The sequence below is a fragment of the Polynucleobacter sp. SHI8 genome, assembly GCF_027944005.1.
Lineage (GTDB): Bacteria > Pseudomonadota > Gammaproteobacteria > Burkholderiales > Burkholderiaceae > Polynucleobacter.
Window position 1 is genome coordinate 1,932,391 of record NZ_AP027204.1, and the last position, 15,542, is coordinate 1,947,932.

Genomic DNA, 15,542 nt, shown 5'->3' on the forward strand with positions numbered 1-15,542 from the left:
GCTTATTTAATACGTCATCAATGCTCGGTTGCCCTTTGAAGTAAAGGCTTGATACTTTTCGATATTCGGATGAAAATAAAAGCTGGATTCTGAGAAATAATTGAGATATCAGACTTGGGAAATCTCTCTTGTTTTCTCTTTTGATACTGATCAGTATTTATGAAGTCTAGGACAGGCCGATACTCTAGGAGGCAATACACGTCATAGTAATGCCTTAAGAAATTCTTAGGAAATCCATTCCCTTTTTTGTATTGACGATATTTTGTAGAAATAGTTTGAAGCTTTTCGACAAACGTATATTCAGGCAAATAACACAATACATTATTTGCCCTATTATCTTCAATATCTTTTACATACTGAGTAGCATAATCAAACGCCCATGATGAAATATTTACGGCTTGATTTGGCGCTGTTTCGTCAAAGCCCAACTCTAATAGAACACCGTCTTTCAAGCCACTTAATGTTAATACATGGGAGGTGTAATTTAGTCGAATTCCCCCACTGCGCATTTTGTCTTGATCATCAAATGTATAGTCTCTCTCGACATTTTGAATTCCCGAAATTCTCAAATTATTCGCTACCCATTCATAATAATCAGATCGAGATTTGATGTGTGCTTCTTTATTTTGATTTTTTCTAGTCTTAACATCCATTCCTAACGGTGGATCAATTCTGATATCAATATCTTCCGAAAATCGATGAATAAGTCCAAACCCTTTGGATAAGGAAGTTCCGCCCTTTAATTCGAATGTGAATCCCTGTTGTTGTAATCCCCATAAACAATGCATGATCCAATAATATTTTTCTACCAAAGTAGGATCAATCCCCATCTCTCCAGACACTGCGGAAATTAAATCTTTAAAATTATTATGTTCATGTAAAAGCATCAAGAACTCGCTTTCTGAAACTCTTGTAGCCAAGAAAAAACTCTTTTCTTGGTTCTTCCTGCACCATAAAATTTAACCATTTTTTCTAATTTAGAAACTTCGAACTTTCTTAACTGTCGCTCTGCATTAGTTAATACTTCAACCTTATTTTCTGCTAATAAATCAAGGTTGTTTAATAAATCCACAAATAAATACTCTTTATCTAGTTTCTTTGGAAACCGTGGTTTCATATGGAACTCGAAATCTCTATTACCTAATTGAAAGACACCATGCCGCTTATGGTTGTAAACAACTGTCTTGTTATACAGTTGGGTTGTTCCTAAACCCAAAGAATTGTAAATATTAGGTGAAAATAATAAAAAATTATCATCTTTTAAAAACGCTCTTACCAAATCCTTATCTTTTGGAGGCACCTTACCAAAGGTGGAATATTTGGGAGAGTAATATAGTCCTTGTGCGATCTTCTCCAAATAACCAGCATTAACCAATTGCTTTAAGTGACGATCGACAGCATTAGAGTCTCTCAAAAAATCCTCCCTTCTGTAAACTTGCCCTTTTTTTAAATGTGAACGAAGTCTTCCCAAGGCTCCCTCATCTGCCTTATATTTACCAATTAAAGTTGTATTTGATGAGTTATTTTGCATGATTTTTTTATAAAATATCATGCATTTTAACATGTTAATTTGACCTTCACAATGGCTACTTTTCGTGACGTTCTTAAAAAATATTCCGGCTAGGCTTAATTAACAATGGAATAATGCATATGAATTCTGATTTATCTAACCTGAAAATATATCTCATTTTTAGTTCTCTTCATAAACATCTACATTTTGATTCTAAACAGTTGTTTTCAGGCTGAGTACATACAGTAATTTTCTTCATTTCACTCGAATTTTCATATAAAATTAAATTTTGCATAGGAGACAATATGAATCAGGAACGCGCAGTTGAAGCACGTGATAAAGCAAAAATTTTCTACCGTAATGGCATTGTTGTTTTTGTTGGCGTTTTCACCACCATCTCTATTTGTTTATGGTTTCTTTCAGCAATTAATTTTTAATCGTTGTAGAAGTAATCCATTCAAAAGGATGATGTGAATTTAGATCAGGCGCCATATCGTGCGCTATGTACTGACTGTGGCATTTCTCGAACAAGTGATCCCAAGCGCTGTGGTGCAGCGTGTCAATTTATAAAGCCTAACTATCCTCATCTTGAAACTAGAGTTCACGGCAGACCTAGAGATCTCAACCGTCCTGATGAATTACATTTTGGACCTTTTATCCAAATGCATCGTGCGAGTTTAAAGAATCCAAGTACTGGCGCGCAATGGACCGGAATTACCACGCGTATCGGTGAGCGGCTTTTAGAAACAAAAGCTGTCGACGCTATCCTGACCATGACCCAAGATCCTAACGACTCTTGGAAACCCTTACCTGTTCTTATTGATCGCGCTAGTGATATGGCTAAATGCCGTGGCATGCGCATGGGTTATGCGCCATTACTTTCTTTATTAGAACCTGCAATCGCTAAAGGCTATAAGAAAATTGGTGTCATTGGTATACCCTGTCAGGTATATGCTCTTCGGGCTCTAGAAAAAGAATTAGGTTTAGAAAAATTATATGTCATTGGGACTCCTTGTTCAGACAATACAACAACGGAAAACTTTCATCATTTTTTATCTCTCATCAGCACAGAGCCAGAAGAAATTAATTATCTTGAATTTAGGGCTGACTATCATGTGGAAGTACGCTTTAAAAATGGTAAGAAAAAAGAAATTCCTTTTTTACAATTACCCCTGTCTACTCTTCCTAATGATTTTTTTCCCATTACTTGCAAAACTTGTGTCGATTACACGAACGTGTTATCCGATATCACTGTCGGATACATGGGTGGTCAAGGTGAACAATGGCTGATTGTTCGCAATCAACGGGGTGAGGAATTACTCGATCTACTGCGTGATGAGGTACTGCTCTCCACACCGGGCACTGCTGGTAAACGTCACTCCGCAGTTGTCGGCTTTATGAAAAATGTGGAACTTGCTGCCGGTGGTCTACCACTTCGAAAAATGCCTAATTGGTTACGACCTATCGTCGGCTGGTTAATACCTAAAGTAGGTCCTCGTGGGCTTGAGTTTGCTAGAACGCGTGTTGAAATGAAAGCGATTGAATCAGTTATTCACTTACGAAGAGAGCATCCGGCAAAAATGGGCTCCATGGTACCCAATCATATTTGGAATTTGGTGGAACCTTATGGACTCTCCCCAAACAAAGAAGAAATCAATAAGTTAACGCCTGCTCAATCAAGTAATCCTAACAATTAAGCCTGAGCTTCATTGAAAAATTTCTTCACGATTGATTGTTCAATGCCACTTGAATCTAAGCCATACCCTGCTAATAATTTAGCACTATCACCGTGATCACTAAAATCATCTGGTAATCCAAGATGTAAAGTCGGTAATGTTAGATTGATGGAGTGCAGATACTCAACACAAGCACTTCCTGCTCCACCCTGAATTGCGCCTTCCTCGATGGTAATCAGACCATCGTGTGTATCAGCAATCTGTTGTAACATCGCTTCATCAAGCGGTTTAACAAAGCGCATATCCACCACGGTTAAATCTAATTTTTCCGCTACTTCTAAACATGGGTGTAATAAAGTTCCAAAAGCTAATACTGCAAAACGCTTGCCGCCAATTTGCGAGGTATGTCTTCTGATATTTGCCTTACCAAGTGGGAATCCTTCAAGACTCGATGAAACAATCGCACCTACTCCATTACCTCGCGGATATCTCACGGCACTGGGATGACCTGCATAATAAGCACTAGAAAGTAATTGACGACATTCGTTTTCGTCACTCGGGGTCGTAATGACCATATTCGGAATGCAGCGTAAATAAGCAATATCATAGACTCCCGCATGGGTTGGTCCATCAGCCCCAACAATGCCAGCACGGTCTAAGGCAAACATGACTGGCAAATCTTGTAATGCCACATCATGAATCAATTGGTCATAACCTCGCTGGAGGAATGTTGAATAAATTGCTAAGACAGGTTTTAAACCTTCACAAGCAAGACCTGCGGCAAATGTGACCGCATGTTGTTCTGCAATACCCACATCATAATAACGATTGGGGAAGTTTTTTTCAAACTCAACTAGGCCAGAGCCCTCTCGCATCGCTGGTGTTATGCCAACTAATTTTTCATCTGCTTTGGCCATGTCGCAAATCCACTGTCCAAAGATTTGTGTGAAGGTTTTTTTAGGGCTAGGCTCTGTCGGTAATATGCCAACTTTTGGATCGAATTTTCCTGGTCCATGATATTTAATAGGATCTGACTCAGCCTTTTCATAGCCCTTACCTTTTTTGGTCACAACATGGATAAATTGTGGTCCATCACCTTCCAATGCCATTTTTTTGATATTTTCAAAGGTAGGTATCAACGAATCTAAATCATGCCCATCAATCGGACCAATATAATTAAAGCCAAATTCTTCAAAAATAGTTGCAGGTACCACCATCCCTTTGGCTTGAGCTTCTAATCGTTTTGCAAACTCACGTAATGGCGGCACAATGGATAAGACATTGCCAACCCCATTTTTAGTTGCCTCATAAAAAGGACTACTAATCAGTCTAGCTAAATACTTATTTAGGGATCCTACGGCAGGAGAAATCGACATATCGTTATCATTCAAAATCACGATCAATGGTAAGTTTCGTGTAACACCGGCATGATTCATCGCTTCAAAAGCCATACCACCGGTCATTGCACTGTCTCCAATCACAGCAATCGAAATATTCTCCTTACCTTGTAACAAGGAAGCATGTGCCATGCCAGTTGCTGCAGAAATACTCGTGGAAGAATGAGCGGTACCAAAATCATCATAGATACTTTCACTACGCTTAGGAAATCCAGAAATACCTCCTAATTGACGCAGCCCTGACATTTGATCACGTCTTCCTGTCAATATTTTGTGTGGATAACTTTGATGACCTACATCCCAGATCAACTTATCTTCTGGGGTATTAAAAACATAATGAATCGCAATAGCAAGTTCCACAGTACCCAAATTGGAGGATAAATGTCCGCCTGTTTTTGAGACTGAATCAATAATAAATTCTCGCAGTTCTTCGGCGAGTTGTGGCAATTGATAACGCGCCAACTCGCGAAGCTCAGAAGGTGCTTGGATCGTTTTTAATAAGTTAGTCATTTTTAACATAGTCAGCCCTTGCGTCCTGTAGTTATAAATATTTTTGATACGAGTTTTTGGCACTCATCAATACTAAATTCTTCCGAATGATTTAAGGTGTGCAAAGATCCATGTAAAAACTTATTTGACAAAGCTCTTGCAAGTTCTGCCATCACTTCTAATGGATCATCGCCACGCTGTATTTTTCTCTTTGCTTTTTCTAACTCTAATTGTTGAAGTTCTTCACTACGCTGCTTCAAACTTGTGATTAACGGTACTGAAGATCGCTGTTGCAACCACTGCATAAAATTATTGACTTGTAAATCAATAATCACTTCTGCACTCTTTACAGCATTTGAACGCAGCTCAACCCCCTCGCGTACAACATCACCAATATCATCGACCGTATATAAATACACATCACTTAAATTACCTATTTCAGGTTCGATATCCCTAGGTACTGCAAGATCAATCATGACCATTGGCGAAAAGCGTCTTTTTTTCAATGCTGTATTGACCATGCCCAAACCAATAATTGGTAAGGAACTTGCCGTACATGAAACCACAATATCAAACTGCGCTAGTTTTTCTGGAACCTCAGATAAAGGTATAGAGTCACAAGCATAGCCTTGGTCTGAAATATATTTCGCTAAACCCTCACCTCTTTCCAAAGTGCGATTGGCAATCGTAATTGAAGCAGGTTTTTTTCCTAGAAAATAAACGGCGCATAAATGAATCATCTCACCAGCACCAATAAATAGAATTCGTTGTTGACTGATATCACCTAAGACACGATTCGATAACCGCACCGCTGCACTTGCCATCGATACTGCATGTGCACTGATTTCTGTGTTGGTTCTCACTTCTTTTGCTACTGCAAAGGTACGATTAAATAATTGATTTAAATAAGTCCCCATTGAACCAGCTTGCTGTGCAGTTTGTACGGCTTGTTTCATTTGCCCGAGAATTTGTGTCTCCCCAAGAACCATCGAGTCAAGGCCACAGCCCACTCGAAATACGTGTCTTACAGCATCAGAAGCAATCGTTGTTTGTACAAATTCAGAGATTTCACTTTGTGGAATACCCTGTTGAGACGATAGCCAATCGATTGCCTTAGCTTGTAATGTATCCGGGGATAAAATTTGATCATTTGCTGCACAATAGATTTCGGTACGATTACAGGTAGATAAAATCGCCACTTCTGAATTCGTCTGTTGATCCATATGATTTAAATACTGTCGCAAATCAATTAAAGCGTCAGGTAATAAATCCACACCAAATGCTACTCTTTCCCTAACATCAACAGGAGCTATTTGGTGATTGATGCCAATGCTTAAAAGATTTAACATGGTTTCATATTATTGAAATGGACCATTTAAACGAATAGTCTCTAAATTAAGCAAAATTGCTAAACTTACCCAAATGATGTAAGGCGATATAAATAGAGCGGCAAATTTACTAAATCTCCATGTAAACGTAATAATTGCAAAAACAGAAAGCCATAAGAATAGAGCTTCTATCAATGACCAGTCTGGTCGATGCCATTGAAAGTAAAGCACACTCCAAAGTACATTGAGGAGCCCATTGGCAATAAACAAAACGGATAAGATGATTTTTTGTTTTTTCGTTGAAGACCCATGCCATGCAAAATGCCAAGAGAATGAAGCGAGTAAAAATATGGTCGTCCAAATCAAGCCAAAAGCCCAATCTGGTGGCTTCCAATCGGGTTGCTTTAAGGCAAAGTACCATGGGCCAATATCCGTGAATAATCTACCGGACATGATGACCATCAACAGCCAAATTGCTGCAGCAATAATATGAGGCTGTTTGTAAAAAGAAGTCTTCATGAAACTTTCGTCATTCCCAACAAATGCCCCATGTCTTTAATAAATATTTTGACGTGAGCCATTGGTTTTTTACGGACTAACTTTTTATTCATATATGCTTCAAAGGTCAATTTTTGAACATCCTTATCCTCACACATTTTGACAAAACTTTCACGCCGTTTATTAGTGGTGTACCAAAAATATTGCATGACACCTAAAACAATAAATGGCAAACGATGTTCTTTCATGAAACGTTTACGAGCAAGTCGTAATTTACTCGCCTGACTGGTTGCTAAGAATTCTCCAATCGCTTCAGCAGCAAGTTGTCCACCTAACATGGCGTAGTAAATACCTTCGCCAGATGCTGGAGCAACAACTCCGGCAGCGTCACCGGCCAAAATGACGTTCTTACCATTGTCCCAACGCTTGAGTGGCTTCATTGGTAAAGGAGCACCTTCATGACGAATTAACTCGGCATCTGCCAAACCAATGTCTTCACGTAATTTTCCAACGGCATTGCGTAAAGAGAATCCTTTATCGGCACTCCCTGTGCCAATACTTAATGTATCGCCGTGCGGAAATACCCAGCCATAAAAATCTGGGGAGATATCTTTCTGATATAAAACATCACACCTTGAACCATCATAGTCAGCATTTGTATTTTCTGGTTTACGAATAATTTCGTGATAAGCAAAAACATAATTTGCCTCAGAACATCCAGGTACACCTGCAGCTCTTCCAACCCCTGATTTTGCGCCATCTGCACCAACCACTGCTTTTGCATAAACATGTGAAAGCACGCCTTCGCCAATCTCACCTTTTGTTCTCAAGCGATAGGAAATTTTGACTAAATCTCCTTCTTGTTGCAAATCAGTAAAGTTACCTACACGACGAATTGCTCCATGTTGCTTTGCTCTCTCACGCAACCACTCATCAAATACCCCACGATCTACCATACCAACAAAGCCATTATCAATAGGAATATCGACCTTATTGTTTTTTGGTGACACCATGCGCGCTGAGGTTGCTTTAGCAACCAATAGTTCATCCGGAATTGCGTAATCTCTAATGAGGCGCGGTGGAATTGCTCCTCCACATGGTTTAATTCTGCCTTGACGATCTAATAATAGAACATGTTTACCTTGTTTGGCTAATGTCTGCGCTGCAGTTGCGCCAGCAGGTCCACCACCTACAACCACAACATCAAAAATTTCTTTTTCCATTTTTATACCCTTACACTTTTATCGTTGAATACGCGTGGCAAATTTAGCCGACACTATAAATAAAAACGCCTCTATTGCAAAAACTGAAGAATACGCATGCGCTGTATCTGCGATGAGTAACCGTGCTGCATCACTTGCTATCGCGCCAAGCAATCCCCCCAAGCCAAATGCAATGGCTTGAGCACCACCCCATAAACCAATCCTGACACCTTCTTTACCAAGTCCATCGGCTACCGCGAGACGCATCATGGTACTAATCGCTGCGATCGAAAATGCGCCATTTGCAATACCTAACACAAAAACATTTAGATTGAGTGGCCATGCTGGGCCAATGATGGCGCCTATGCATAGACCGGCCATTGCGATTGCCGAGGCAATACAACCATAGATTACCCACAAATTTAAAGATCCCACATATTTGCGTAAAAAACTAATTCCACTGAGTGGCACAAGCAACATCCCGAGCAATACTCCGGAATGCTGAAGCCCCGATAAGCTGGTTGTTTGACCAACTGTGTAATTAAATACAATTCCTGCAAATGGCTCTAAGATCAAATCTTGTGAACTAAATGCCAACATCGAAATAAAAATAAATTGTGTGAAATGACGGATATCACTATCCTTCCACATCTGGGTTAAGGCTTCTTTAAATGGTATGTTGTCTTTTTTAATTTCTGGTTGATTTTGGATATATTGACTGACGCTATCCTCTAAGCGATATAAGGCTATTACTGTTAGTAACACGGCAATCAATGACACGCCACAGGCAATCATGACTACTTTTTCAGGAGTATATGGATCAATCAATTTACCGATCATGACACTCGTAATGGCAAACCCAAAGATCATCATTAACCATACAATCGTTGCTGCCGCTGCTCGACGTTGATCATTTACACTTTTTGCCAAAAGTGCTAATAAAGAAGTTCCGCTGATACTGACACCGATACCAATCATGACAAATGCGATAAATGAAACTACTAAACCTAGTATCAGATTAATACCCATTAATGCTGTACCAAATGAAGCCCCTGCCCCACCAACTGCTAAGACGCTCATCCCGCCAATAATCCATGGTGTTTTATGTTTTCCTTGATCCGATATAAAACCCATCTTAGGACGAATGACTTGAACAAAGTAATGGAGTGCAACTAATAAACCTGGAATCAATGCTGGCAAACTTAATTCCACGACCATGATGCGATTCAGGGTTGATGTTGTCATGACGACAATTGCACCAATGCACGTTTGCACAAGTCCCAGACGGATGATCCCGAACCATCCTAACGATGCATCTTTTATCTTCGCTGGTGAGGTTGATGTAGAGGATACACTCGTCATAAACATCTTTAAGCTCCTAAATGACGGATGCCAAATGCCGCAATCATCATGCCACTGACAAATAATGGAACACCAAAACCACTATAAAAAAGCGCTCGATCAACTGGTTTGTCGATGAAATACTTCATCAGTCCAATTTGAATAAGAATCAAAATTAAAATAGCAAGGCTATTCCATACTTGCTCGACAGAATATAAATATACACAAACTACTAATTGAGGAAGTAGCATAATGAGGGATGCCACTTTAGCAGCCAAACTTGCTCCTAACTGCACAGGGAGTGATCTAATCCCCATCTTTTTATCGCCTTCAATCGCTTTAAAATCATTCAAAGTCATGATGCCATGCGCACCTACGCTATAAAGACCTGCAAATAATAATGATGATTTGCTTGGGGTATTACTTGTTGACAATAGAGCCGCTCCAGTGATCCACGCAAGCCCTTCGTAACTCACTGCACAAGCTAGATTTCCATACCAACCATTTTGTTTTAATCGAATCGGTGGCATGCTGTAAGCCCATGAAAAAATAATAGCTATCAGGGTCGCAAAAAATCCCCATGTTCCAAGAAATGAACTTACGATTAATGAAAGCAATGACCAAATAATGCCCAAATATAGCCCCCACCTGCCAGGTATCCGACCAGATGGAATTGGACGATTCGGTTCATTAATCGCATCAACATGGCGATCAAACCAGTCATTGACTGCTTGACTTGATGCGCAAACTAATGGTCCAGTTAAAATAATTCCTAATAAAACAATATGCCAATTTTCACTTAATGGCTCACCCGAACTAATCGCTCCGCACGAAAATGCCCACATGGGTGGAAACCACGTAATTGGTTTTAAAAGCTCGATAAATGCGGGTAATTTCATAAATGTATTTTTACATTTACTTAAAATAGTGTCAACTAAATTAGACACTATTAATGGGATTAAATGCTTGAAAATTCTAGGTATTTTCCCTAGTGCAGTATTTTTCTATTGATTTTGCAGTAAAAAAGCTCTGCATTCAGCTTTAAACTTGTAAACCTTTAGGCATCGAAAAAACAATCTTTTCTTCAATGCCCGGCAAAGTTTTAACTACTTTTAAACCAAGGCTTTTAATCCTAGTGACGATTTCTTGAGTTAAGACCTCAGGCGCAGAAGCTCCAGCAGTAACCCCAACTCTTTTTTTATTGAAGAACCACTCTTGTTCAACGAGAGCAGGATCGTCTACTAAATAGGCATCAACCCCCATACGCGCAGCTAACTCTCTTAAACGATTGGAGTTAGAGCTGTTTGCACTGCCAACTACAATCATGATATCTATTAAGGGAACTAGCTCCTTTACGGCATCTTGTCGATTTTGGGTTGCATAACAAATGTCTTGTTTTTTGGGCTCAACAATATTCTGGAACCTGATCTTTAAAGCAGCAATGATTTCTTTCGTTTCATCAATAGAAAGGGTTGTTTGCGTAACGTAAGCAACTTGCTTATCTTCGTCTAAAGGTAATTGTGAAACGTCTGCTACTTTCTCAACTAAATAAATATCGCTCTTTACTTGTCCCATCGTTCCATCAACTTCTGGATGACCTTGATGACCAATCATCACAATCGGAATACCTGCTGCATGTAATTGACGTACTTCAACATGTACTTTAGTCACCAATGGGCAGGTAGCATCAAAAATTTGTAAATTACGTAAGCTCGCTTGATACTTTATTTCTGCAGATACACCGTGAGCGCTAAAAATGAGGGTAGAACCATCTGGAACTTCTGATAATTGATCTATAAAAATAGCGCCCTGTGCACTCAGCTCTGCAATCACTCTAGCATTGTGAATAATTTGGTGCCGAACATAAATGGGAGCACCAAAACGATTTAGTGCTTCCTGAACAATTTGTATTGCTCGATCAACTCCAGCACAAAATCCTCGAGGCTGAGCCAATAAAATATCCGCTTCTAGGTGTCCCATGTTTTATCCTTCTTGACGAAAGCCCCACTTCCAAAGAAACTCGATTTGGAATGGTAAAACTAAAAATAAATGCTCAATAATTGCAAGCGTTAATAAAGTAGCCAAGATGGTTTTGGATACCATGTCAAAGGATTGAGGACCATCTATCAATGCATCACTCCATAATGGAATCACGATTAAACAAGAAGAAAAAATTGAAATCGGCATCAAATAATTCATGGAGCGGCGACGAAAATAGGTTTGTAAATACTTTAAGTGCTTTGGTAAAAAATTTTCATTTAAATTAAGTACGCCAAAGAAAATATTTAACTTCGCACTCTGACGCATGATCCACAAAATAATAAATGTCCAAAGCCCGGTCATATTCTGAGAATTAAAACTACAAATCACCACACCCACAAATAGAAGCAACAAGGCTAACTCATGATGATTGAGTGCCTCAAAAGCATAGCGAGCCCGCTGCCAACCTCTAGCACCTTCCGGACAAGGGGTCCTTCTTGAGCCAGTTACATAACCGAGTAAAAATGCAATCTCTTGCCAAGCCCAAATAAGTAATGCGCACGTAAAAGCACAATAGGCACTTGCTGTACTACTCGTTTGTCCACTAATATAAAGACCCCAAAATGAAGCTAAAAGTACTAGCGTACTAAATGCCATAATCCATTTAAAATATTTTGGGGATAAGCGATCGAGCCATAAAATAAATCCCGTACTAAACCACCATATAAATATGGTGAATAAAAATGGAATTAAGGCTCCTGTTATCGTCATTACTATTTACCAAACAGGCTTGAGTCGGAAATTTACTTTTAATTCATTCGGAACTACCGGAATAAAATATAAACTTACAAAAGTTGCGCCAGCTTTTAGTCCACATCCAAAACGCTTCATTGTAGAAATGATTCCAGGATGCTCTTTCAGTTCTTCCATGCGATCAGAGATTTCTTTTAAGCGCGCAAATTTATCCCAAACTTTTTGATTATCTAAATCAATCGTGAATGGGAATACTTGCTTACTAATTTCAGAAGTTAATTGCAGTACTTCTTTGTCATATTGCGTCGGAGAAACACCCAATGCCTTATGAAACTCAACTCTCGAATGATCTCTAACATACATCGTGGCATAAACCGCTAACAAAAAGAAACGAATCCAATAACGATTGATACCAGATAACAATTTAGGATCCGAACGCATTAAAACAGCAAAGGCTTCGCCATGACGAAACTCGTCGTTACACCATCTCTCAAACCATAAAAAGATCGGATGAAAACGAATCTCTGGATTTTTTTCAACGATTCTAAAGATCTTGATATATCTTGCATAACCAATCTTCTCTGACAAATAGGTTGCATAAAAAATAAATTTTGGTTTGAAGAATGTGTATTTTTTTGTTCTTGCCAAAAATCCTAAATCAACGCCGATACCAAAATCTTTTAGCCATTGATTAATAAATCCAGCATGACGGCTCTCATCGCGAGCCATATAACCAAATAGGTCTTTTAAATCTGGATTATTTACTTTCTTTTTAATTTCTGCATACAACACACAACCTGAGAACTCGGAGGTAATAGAACTAATTAAAAAGTCCAAAAACTCCTGATACAAACCATCAGGTAACTGAGCATAATTTTTAACCATATCATCGGGACGTTGAAAATGGGCTTGGTTAGGATCAGCGGCAAATTCAGCCATTAATTTATCCCATTCTTGACGCATGCTATCGATTTTCATACCATCCAATTCTTCAAAATCAGTGGTATAAAAACGCGGACTTAATACGGTATTCTCTAAAGCTCTATCTGTTGAAAGGTTAATAGGGTGTGCATTTTGAAACTCGGGAGCTAATGTATTCATGAAATTCTCCTTTTATTTTCTATATGTTGATTGATTTGCTCGTGGCGCTGTTTGGAAAATCTGGTGGATGAAAAACTTACTTCATATAACATCGTAATCTCAAAGCGGGAGAAAGTTTTAATAAACCATCTTTTCATAGCACTGGCTTTAAAATAGGATGCCTTACCCTTTACGAATCTTTTTTGACCGTAGGGCAACTCAACGGGGACCTGATGCAACTTGATAGCATCACCTGGTCCAATATCAACGCCCTCAACATCGACATGAGCATACAAATCTTCCCAGGTGTTGGCCATTTCTAATGAGTAATTGACTTGTCTTGACATCATGTATCCTATGACTCGTTATTTTTTAAGAAAACTCTAAAACTTTGAACATTGGTCGATCCAAAAGACTCTAAATCAATGTTGGTATTGGTCTTTGTATCTTGCAAAATTAACCGGCCATCAGCAAACGATATTAAATAGAGCGGTTCATCCTTACTAACTCCTCGAACTCGTCTCTCACGTGCAATCGTGCGTAAAACGCCTCTTACAAAACCTGCCTCACCTTGGACTACATCAATGACTTGATTCGTATTTGCATCAATTACCGTCACACCACCATCCTCTTGATCTTCAAATTTAAGTACTTTCATTTGCGCCGGACGTGTATCAAAATTTTGACTTTTCTCATTTAAAAAAAACTTATTTAATAAGAAACCAAAAAGACTGATCATGCAGCAAATAATTGCAGCTTTAAATGATGCGGATAATTTAGGTTGAATGGATGCGTAGCTCATCAGAGTCTCTTTAGGTTAGACTTAAATCATTAGAAAGTCCAACTCCTAAACCTGACCTAACACGATCCGGTGAACTCATTGGGGATTTCGCTGCAACCTGAACTAGCGACACTTGATTTTCAGTTGCCCAGGCGTTAGCGATTAATGTTGCAACCGCCTTAACATCTGCAATATTTCTCAGCATAGGTTCAGGATTGTTAATACGAAATGGTCTAGCATGTGGCCATAAATGAAAATAGGAAATTTTTGTATGTGGGCTTATCCGTAGTGGAATATTTCCATAGCCATCTTTCTTTTGCTTAAAGTCAGCGTTAATAATTTCTTTATACGGTAAATTAAAAGATAAGGTTAGAGCTATGCCAATACGCATTACAATGCGTCGATTAGTCACTGTGTAGACAGTAGCCGACGCAGTAAGATATGCCAAGCAATATACCAAACCAATACAAACAATACTTAATGCCAACATCCAGGCTGTTGATATTAAAATTGCTCGAAAGCTATGCTCTAATGCTATGCCATCATAGATTCTAAATAAAACCAAAAAAACAAAGTACCCAATAATAGGACGAATAAAAAATACATCTTTTGCTGTTCGCCAAATATCAGGTGATCCCTGCCAAAGAACTTGCTCTCCCTCTGGAAGCTTCTCTGGCAATCCATATTGAGCTTCTAACTCATATTCACGGCCATTATTGAGCTGGGTTCTCATATGCACGGCTCCTGACGCTCAGGAGTGGCATACATAAGACCTGCTCCAAAATACGCCATGATTTTTTCTTCTTCCAACAAGGTAATTTGTTCGTTACTTTTTGTCTTTGGCACAAGCGTGAATTGCTCCGCTAAAATCGCATGAACCTTCACACCATCCGATTTATTCAAAGCAAAATTCTGCGGTACTAAGACATGGTCACCTTGCGGCAAACGAACCTCTAAATAACGAATCATCGATTCCATATGATCAACCCAGACATCACTTACGGTGCCAGCTGCTTGTTGATCAGCGCCAAAAACTGTCATACCAATCGGACTTTTATCTTTAGCATGTATCTTAAAGCTTGGTAATTTAGATAATGGAACGATTCGTGGTTCACCATGTAAGCCGACATCAGGCACGTCAGCACGATTCGCATATGAGCCAGGACCAACTCCTGCAAGTAAAGGATTGCCAATCGGCACTAGGGGAGCACCATTCATATAATGTGCAGGTTCAGCATTCAAGACTTCGGGTGCAGGTGCCTTTGCTAAAGGTGCAAGATAGTCTTGTCCAGATTCTGTATGAAAAACTTTTGCTTTTGGCATCATGATTAAGCCACTTTCATTGGTAATCTGTCCAAATCGCTCTGACTCAAGAGGAAAGCCTTCTCGCTTACTCTCTAATGTCAAATGCACGACTAAACCAATAAAAAATAGGATAAATATCGTAAATAGCAGTGACGCTACATCCCAGCCCGCTGTAATTGCTCCAAATCCACTCATCACTTCC

17 protein-coding genes are annotated in these 15,542 nt (G+C 39.2%); 2 read left to right on the forward strand and 15 right to left on the reverse strand.

The annotated features are described in order from the left end of the window. Window positions 1-17: 17 nt before the first annotated feature. Window positions 18-920, reverse strand: a complete 903-nt coding sequence (locus tag QMN06_RS09715) for a nucleotidyl transferase AbiEii/AbiGii toxin family protein (RefSeq protein ID WP_281969925.1) — start codon at window positions 918-920, stop codon at window positions 18-20. Continuing rightward, complete coding sequence (locus tag QMN06_RS09720; RefSeq protein ID WP_281969926.1) at window positions 887-1,531, reverse strand: DUF6088 family protein; 645 nt, start codon at window positions 1,529-1,531, stop codon at window positions 887-889. Before QMN06_RS09720 ends, QMN06_RS09715 begins: the two co-directional genes overlap by 34 nt. 284 nt (window positions 1,532-1,815) lie before the next feature. Here QMN06_RS09720 and QMN06_RS09725 point away from each other — a divergent pair, with 284 nt between their 5' ends. Further along, complete coding sequence (locus tag QMN06_RS09725; protein ID WP_281969927.1) at window positions 1,816-1,947, forward strand: hypothetical protein; 132 nt, start codon at window positions 1,816-1,818, stop codon at window positions 1,945-1,947. Between the two features lie 33 nt (window positions 1,948-1,980). Next, window positions 1,981-3,207, forward strand: coding sequence for a Coenzyme F420 hydrogenase/dehydrogenase, beta subunit C-terminal domain (locus tag QMN06_RS09730; RefSeq protein WP_281969928.1), 1,227 nt, complete (start codon window positions 1,981-1,983; stop codon window positions 3,205-3,207). Here the strand turns inward: QMN06_RS09730 and dxs are convergent. From dxs to puhA, 13 genes are all read right to left on the reverse strand, one after another. Continuing rightward, entirely contained in the window at window positions 3,204-5,093 is a 1,890-nt protein-coding gene (gene dxs, locus QMN06_RS09735) for a 1-deoxy-D-xylulose-5-phosphate synthase (RefSeq protein WP_281971765.1), read from the reverse strand. The two genes, QMN06_RS09730 and dxs, sit on opposite strands and share 4 nt — an antisense overlap. Window positions 5,094-5,104: 11 nt before the next feature. Further along, window positions 5,105-6,421, reverse strand: coding sequence for a glutamyl-tRNA reductase (gene hemA / locus QMN06_RS09740; protein ID WP_281969929.1), 1,317 nt, complete (start codon window positions 6,419-6,421; stop codon window positions 5,105-5,107). A 9-nt stretch (window positions 6,422-6,430) separates the two neighbouring features. Continuing rightward, window positions 6,431-6,919, reverse strand: coding sequence for a TspO/MBR family protein (locus QMN06_RS09745; protein WP_281969930.1), 489 nt, complete (start codon window positions 6,917-6,919; stop codon window positions 6,431-6,433). Continuing rightward, window positions 6,916-8,121, reverse strand: coding sequence for a geranylgeranyl diphosphate reductase (locus tag QMN06_RS09750; RefSeq protein ID WP_281969931.1), 1,206 nt, complete (start codon window positions 8,119-8,121; stop codon window positions 6,916-6,918). The genes QMN06_RS09745 and QMN06_RS09750 overlap by 4 nt, the downstream gene beginning before the upstream one ends. An 18-nt stretch (window positions 8,122-8,139) precedes the next feature. Further along, the gene (locus QMN06_RS09755) at window positions 8,140-9,468 is read right to left on the reverse strand and encodes a BCD family MFS transporter (RefSeq protein ID WP_281969932.1); all 1,329 of its coding nucleotides are present in this window, start codon (window positions 9,466-9,468) and stop codon (window positions 8,140-8,142) included. 2 nt (window positions 9,469-9,470) lie between these two features. After that, the gene (gene chlG, locus QMN06_RS09760) at window positions 9,471-10,340 is read right to left on the reverse strand and encodes a chlorophyll synthase ChlG (RefSeq protein ID WP_281969933.1); all 870 of its coding nucleotides are present in this window, start codon (window positions 10,338-10,340) and stop codon (window positions 9,471-9,473) included. Between the two features lie 142 nt (window positions 10,341-10,482). Further along, window positions 10,483-11,421, reverse strand: coding sequence for a 4-hydroxy-3-methylbut-2-enyl diphosphate reductase (ispH, locus tag QMN06_RS09765; protein ID WP_281969934.1), 939 nt, complete (start codon window positions 11,419-11,421; stop codon window positions 10,483-10,485). Window positions 11,422-11,424: 3 nt separating this feature from the next. Then, window positions 11,425-12,192, reverse strand: a complete 768-nt coding sequence (gene puhE / locus QMN06_RS09770; protein WP_281969935.1) for a putative photosynthetic complex assembly protein PuhE — start codon at window positions 12,190-12,192, stop codon at window positions 11,425-11,427. 6 nt (window positions 12,193-12,198) lie between these two features. Beyond that, window positions 12,199-13,275 carry a magnesium-protoporphyrin IX monomethyl ester (oxidative) cyclase gene (gene acsF, locus QMN06_RS09775; RefSeq protein WP_281969936.1) on the reverse strand — a complete coding sequence of 359 codons (1,077 nt, stop codon included), beginning with the start codon at window positions 13,273-13,275 and terminating at the stop codon, window positions 12,199-12,201. Beyond that, a complete protein-coding gene (locus QMN06_RS09780; RefSeq protein ID WP_281969937.1) occupies window positions 13,272-13,604 on the reverse strand; it encodes a hypothetical protein in 333 nt (110 codons plus the stop codon). The genes acsF and QMN06_RS09780 overlap by 4 nt, the downstream gene beginning before the upstream one ends. A gap of 5 nt (window positions 13,605-13,609) precedes the next feature. Continuing rightward, the gene (puhC, locus tag QMN06_RS09785; RefSeq protein ID WP_281969938.1) at window positions 13,610-14,056 is read right to left on the reverse strand and encodes a photosynthetic complex assembly protein PuhC; all 447 of its coding nucleotides are present in this window, start codon (window positions 14,054-14,056) and stop codon (window positions 13,610-13,612) included. Between the two features lie 10 nt (window positions 14,057-14,066). Beyond that, window positions 14,067-14,768 carry a photosynthetic complex putative assembly protein PuhB gene (puhB, locus tag QMN06_RS09790; protein ID WP_281969939.1) on the reverse strand — a complete coding sequence of 234 codons (702 nt, stop codon included), beginning with the start codon at window positions 14,766-14,768 and terminating at the stop codon, window positions 14,067-14,069. Continuing rightward, complete coding sequence (gene puhA, locus QMN06_RS09795) at window positions 14,765-15,535, reverse strand: photosynthetic reaction center subunit H (protein WP_281969940.1); 771 nt, start codon at window positions 15,533-15,535, stop codon at window positions 14,765-14,767. Before puhA ends, puhB begins: the two co-directional genes overlap by 4 nt. Window positions 15,536-15,542: the final 7 nt, after the last annotated feature.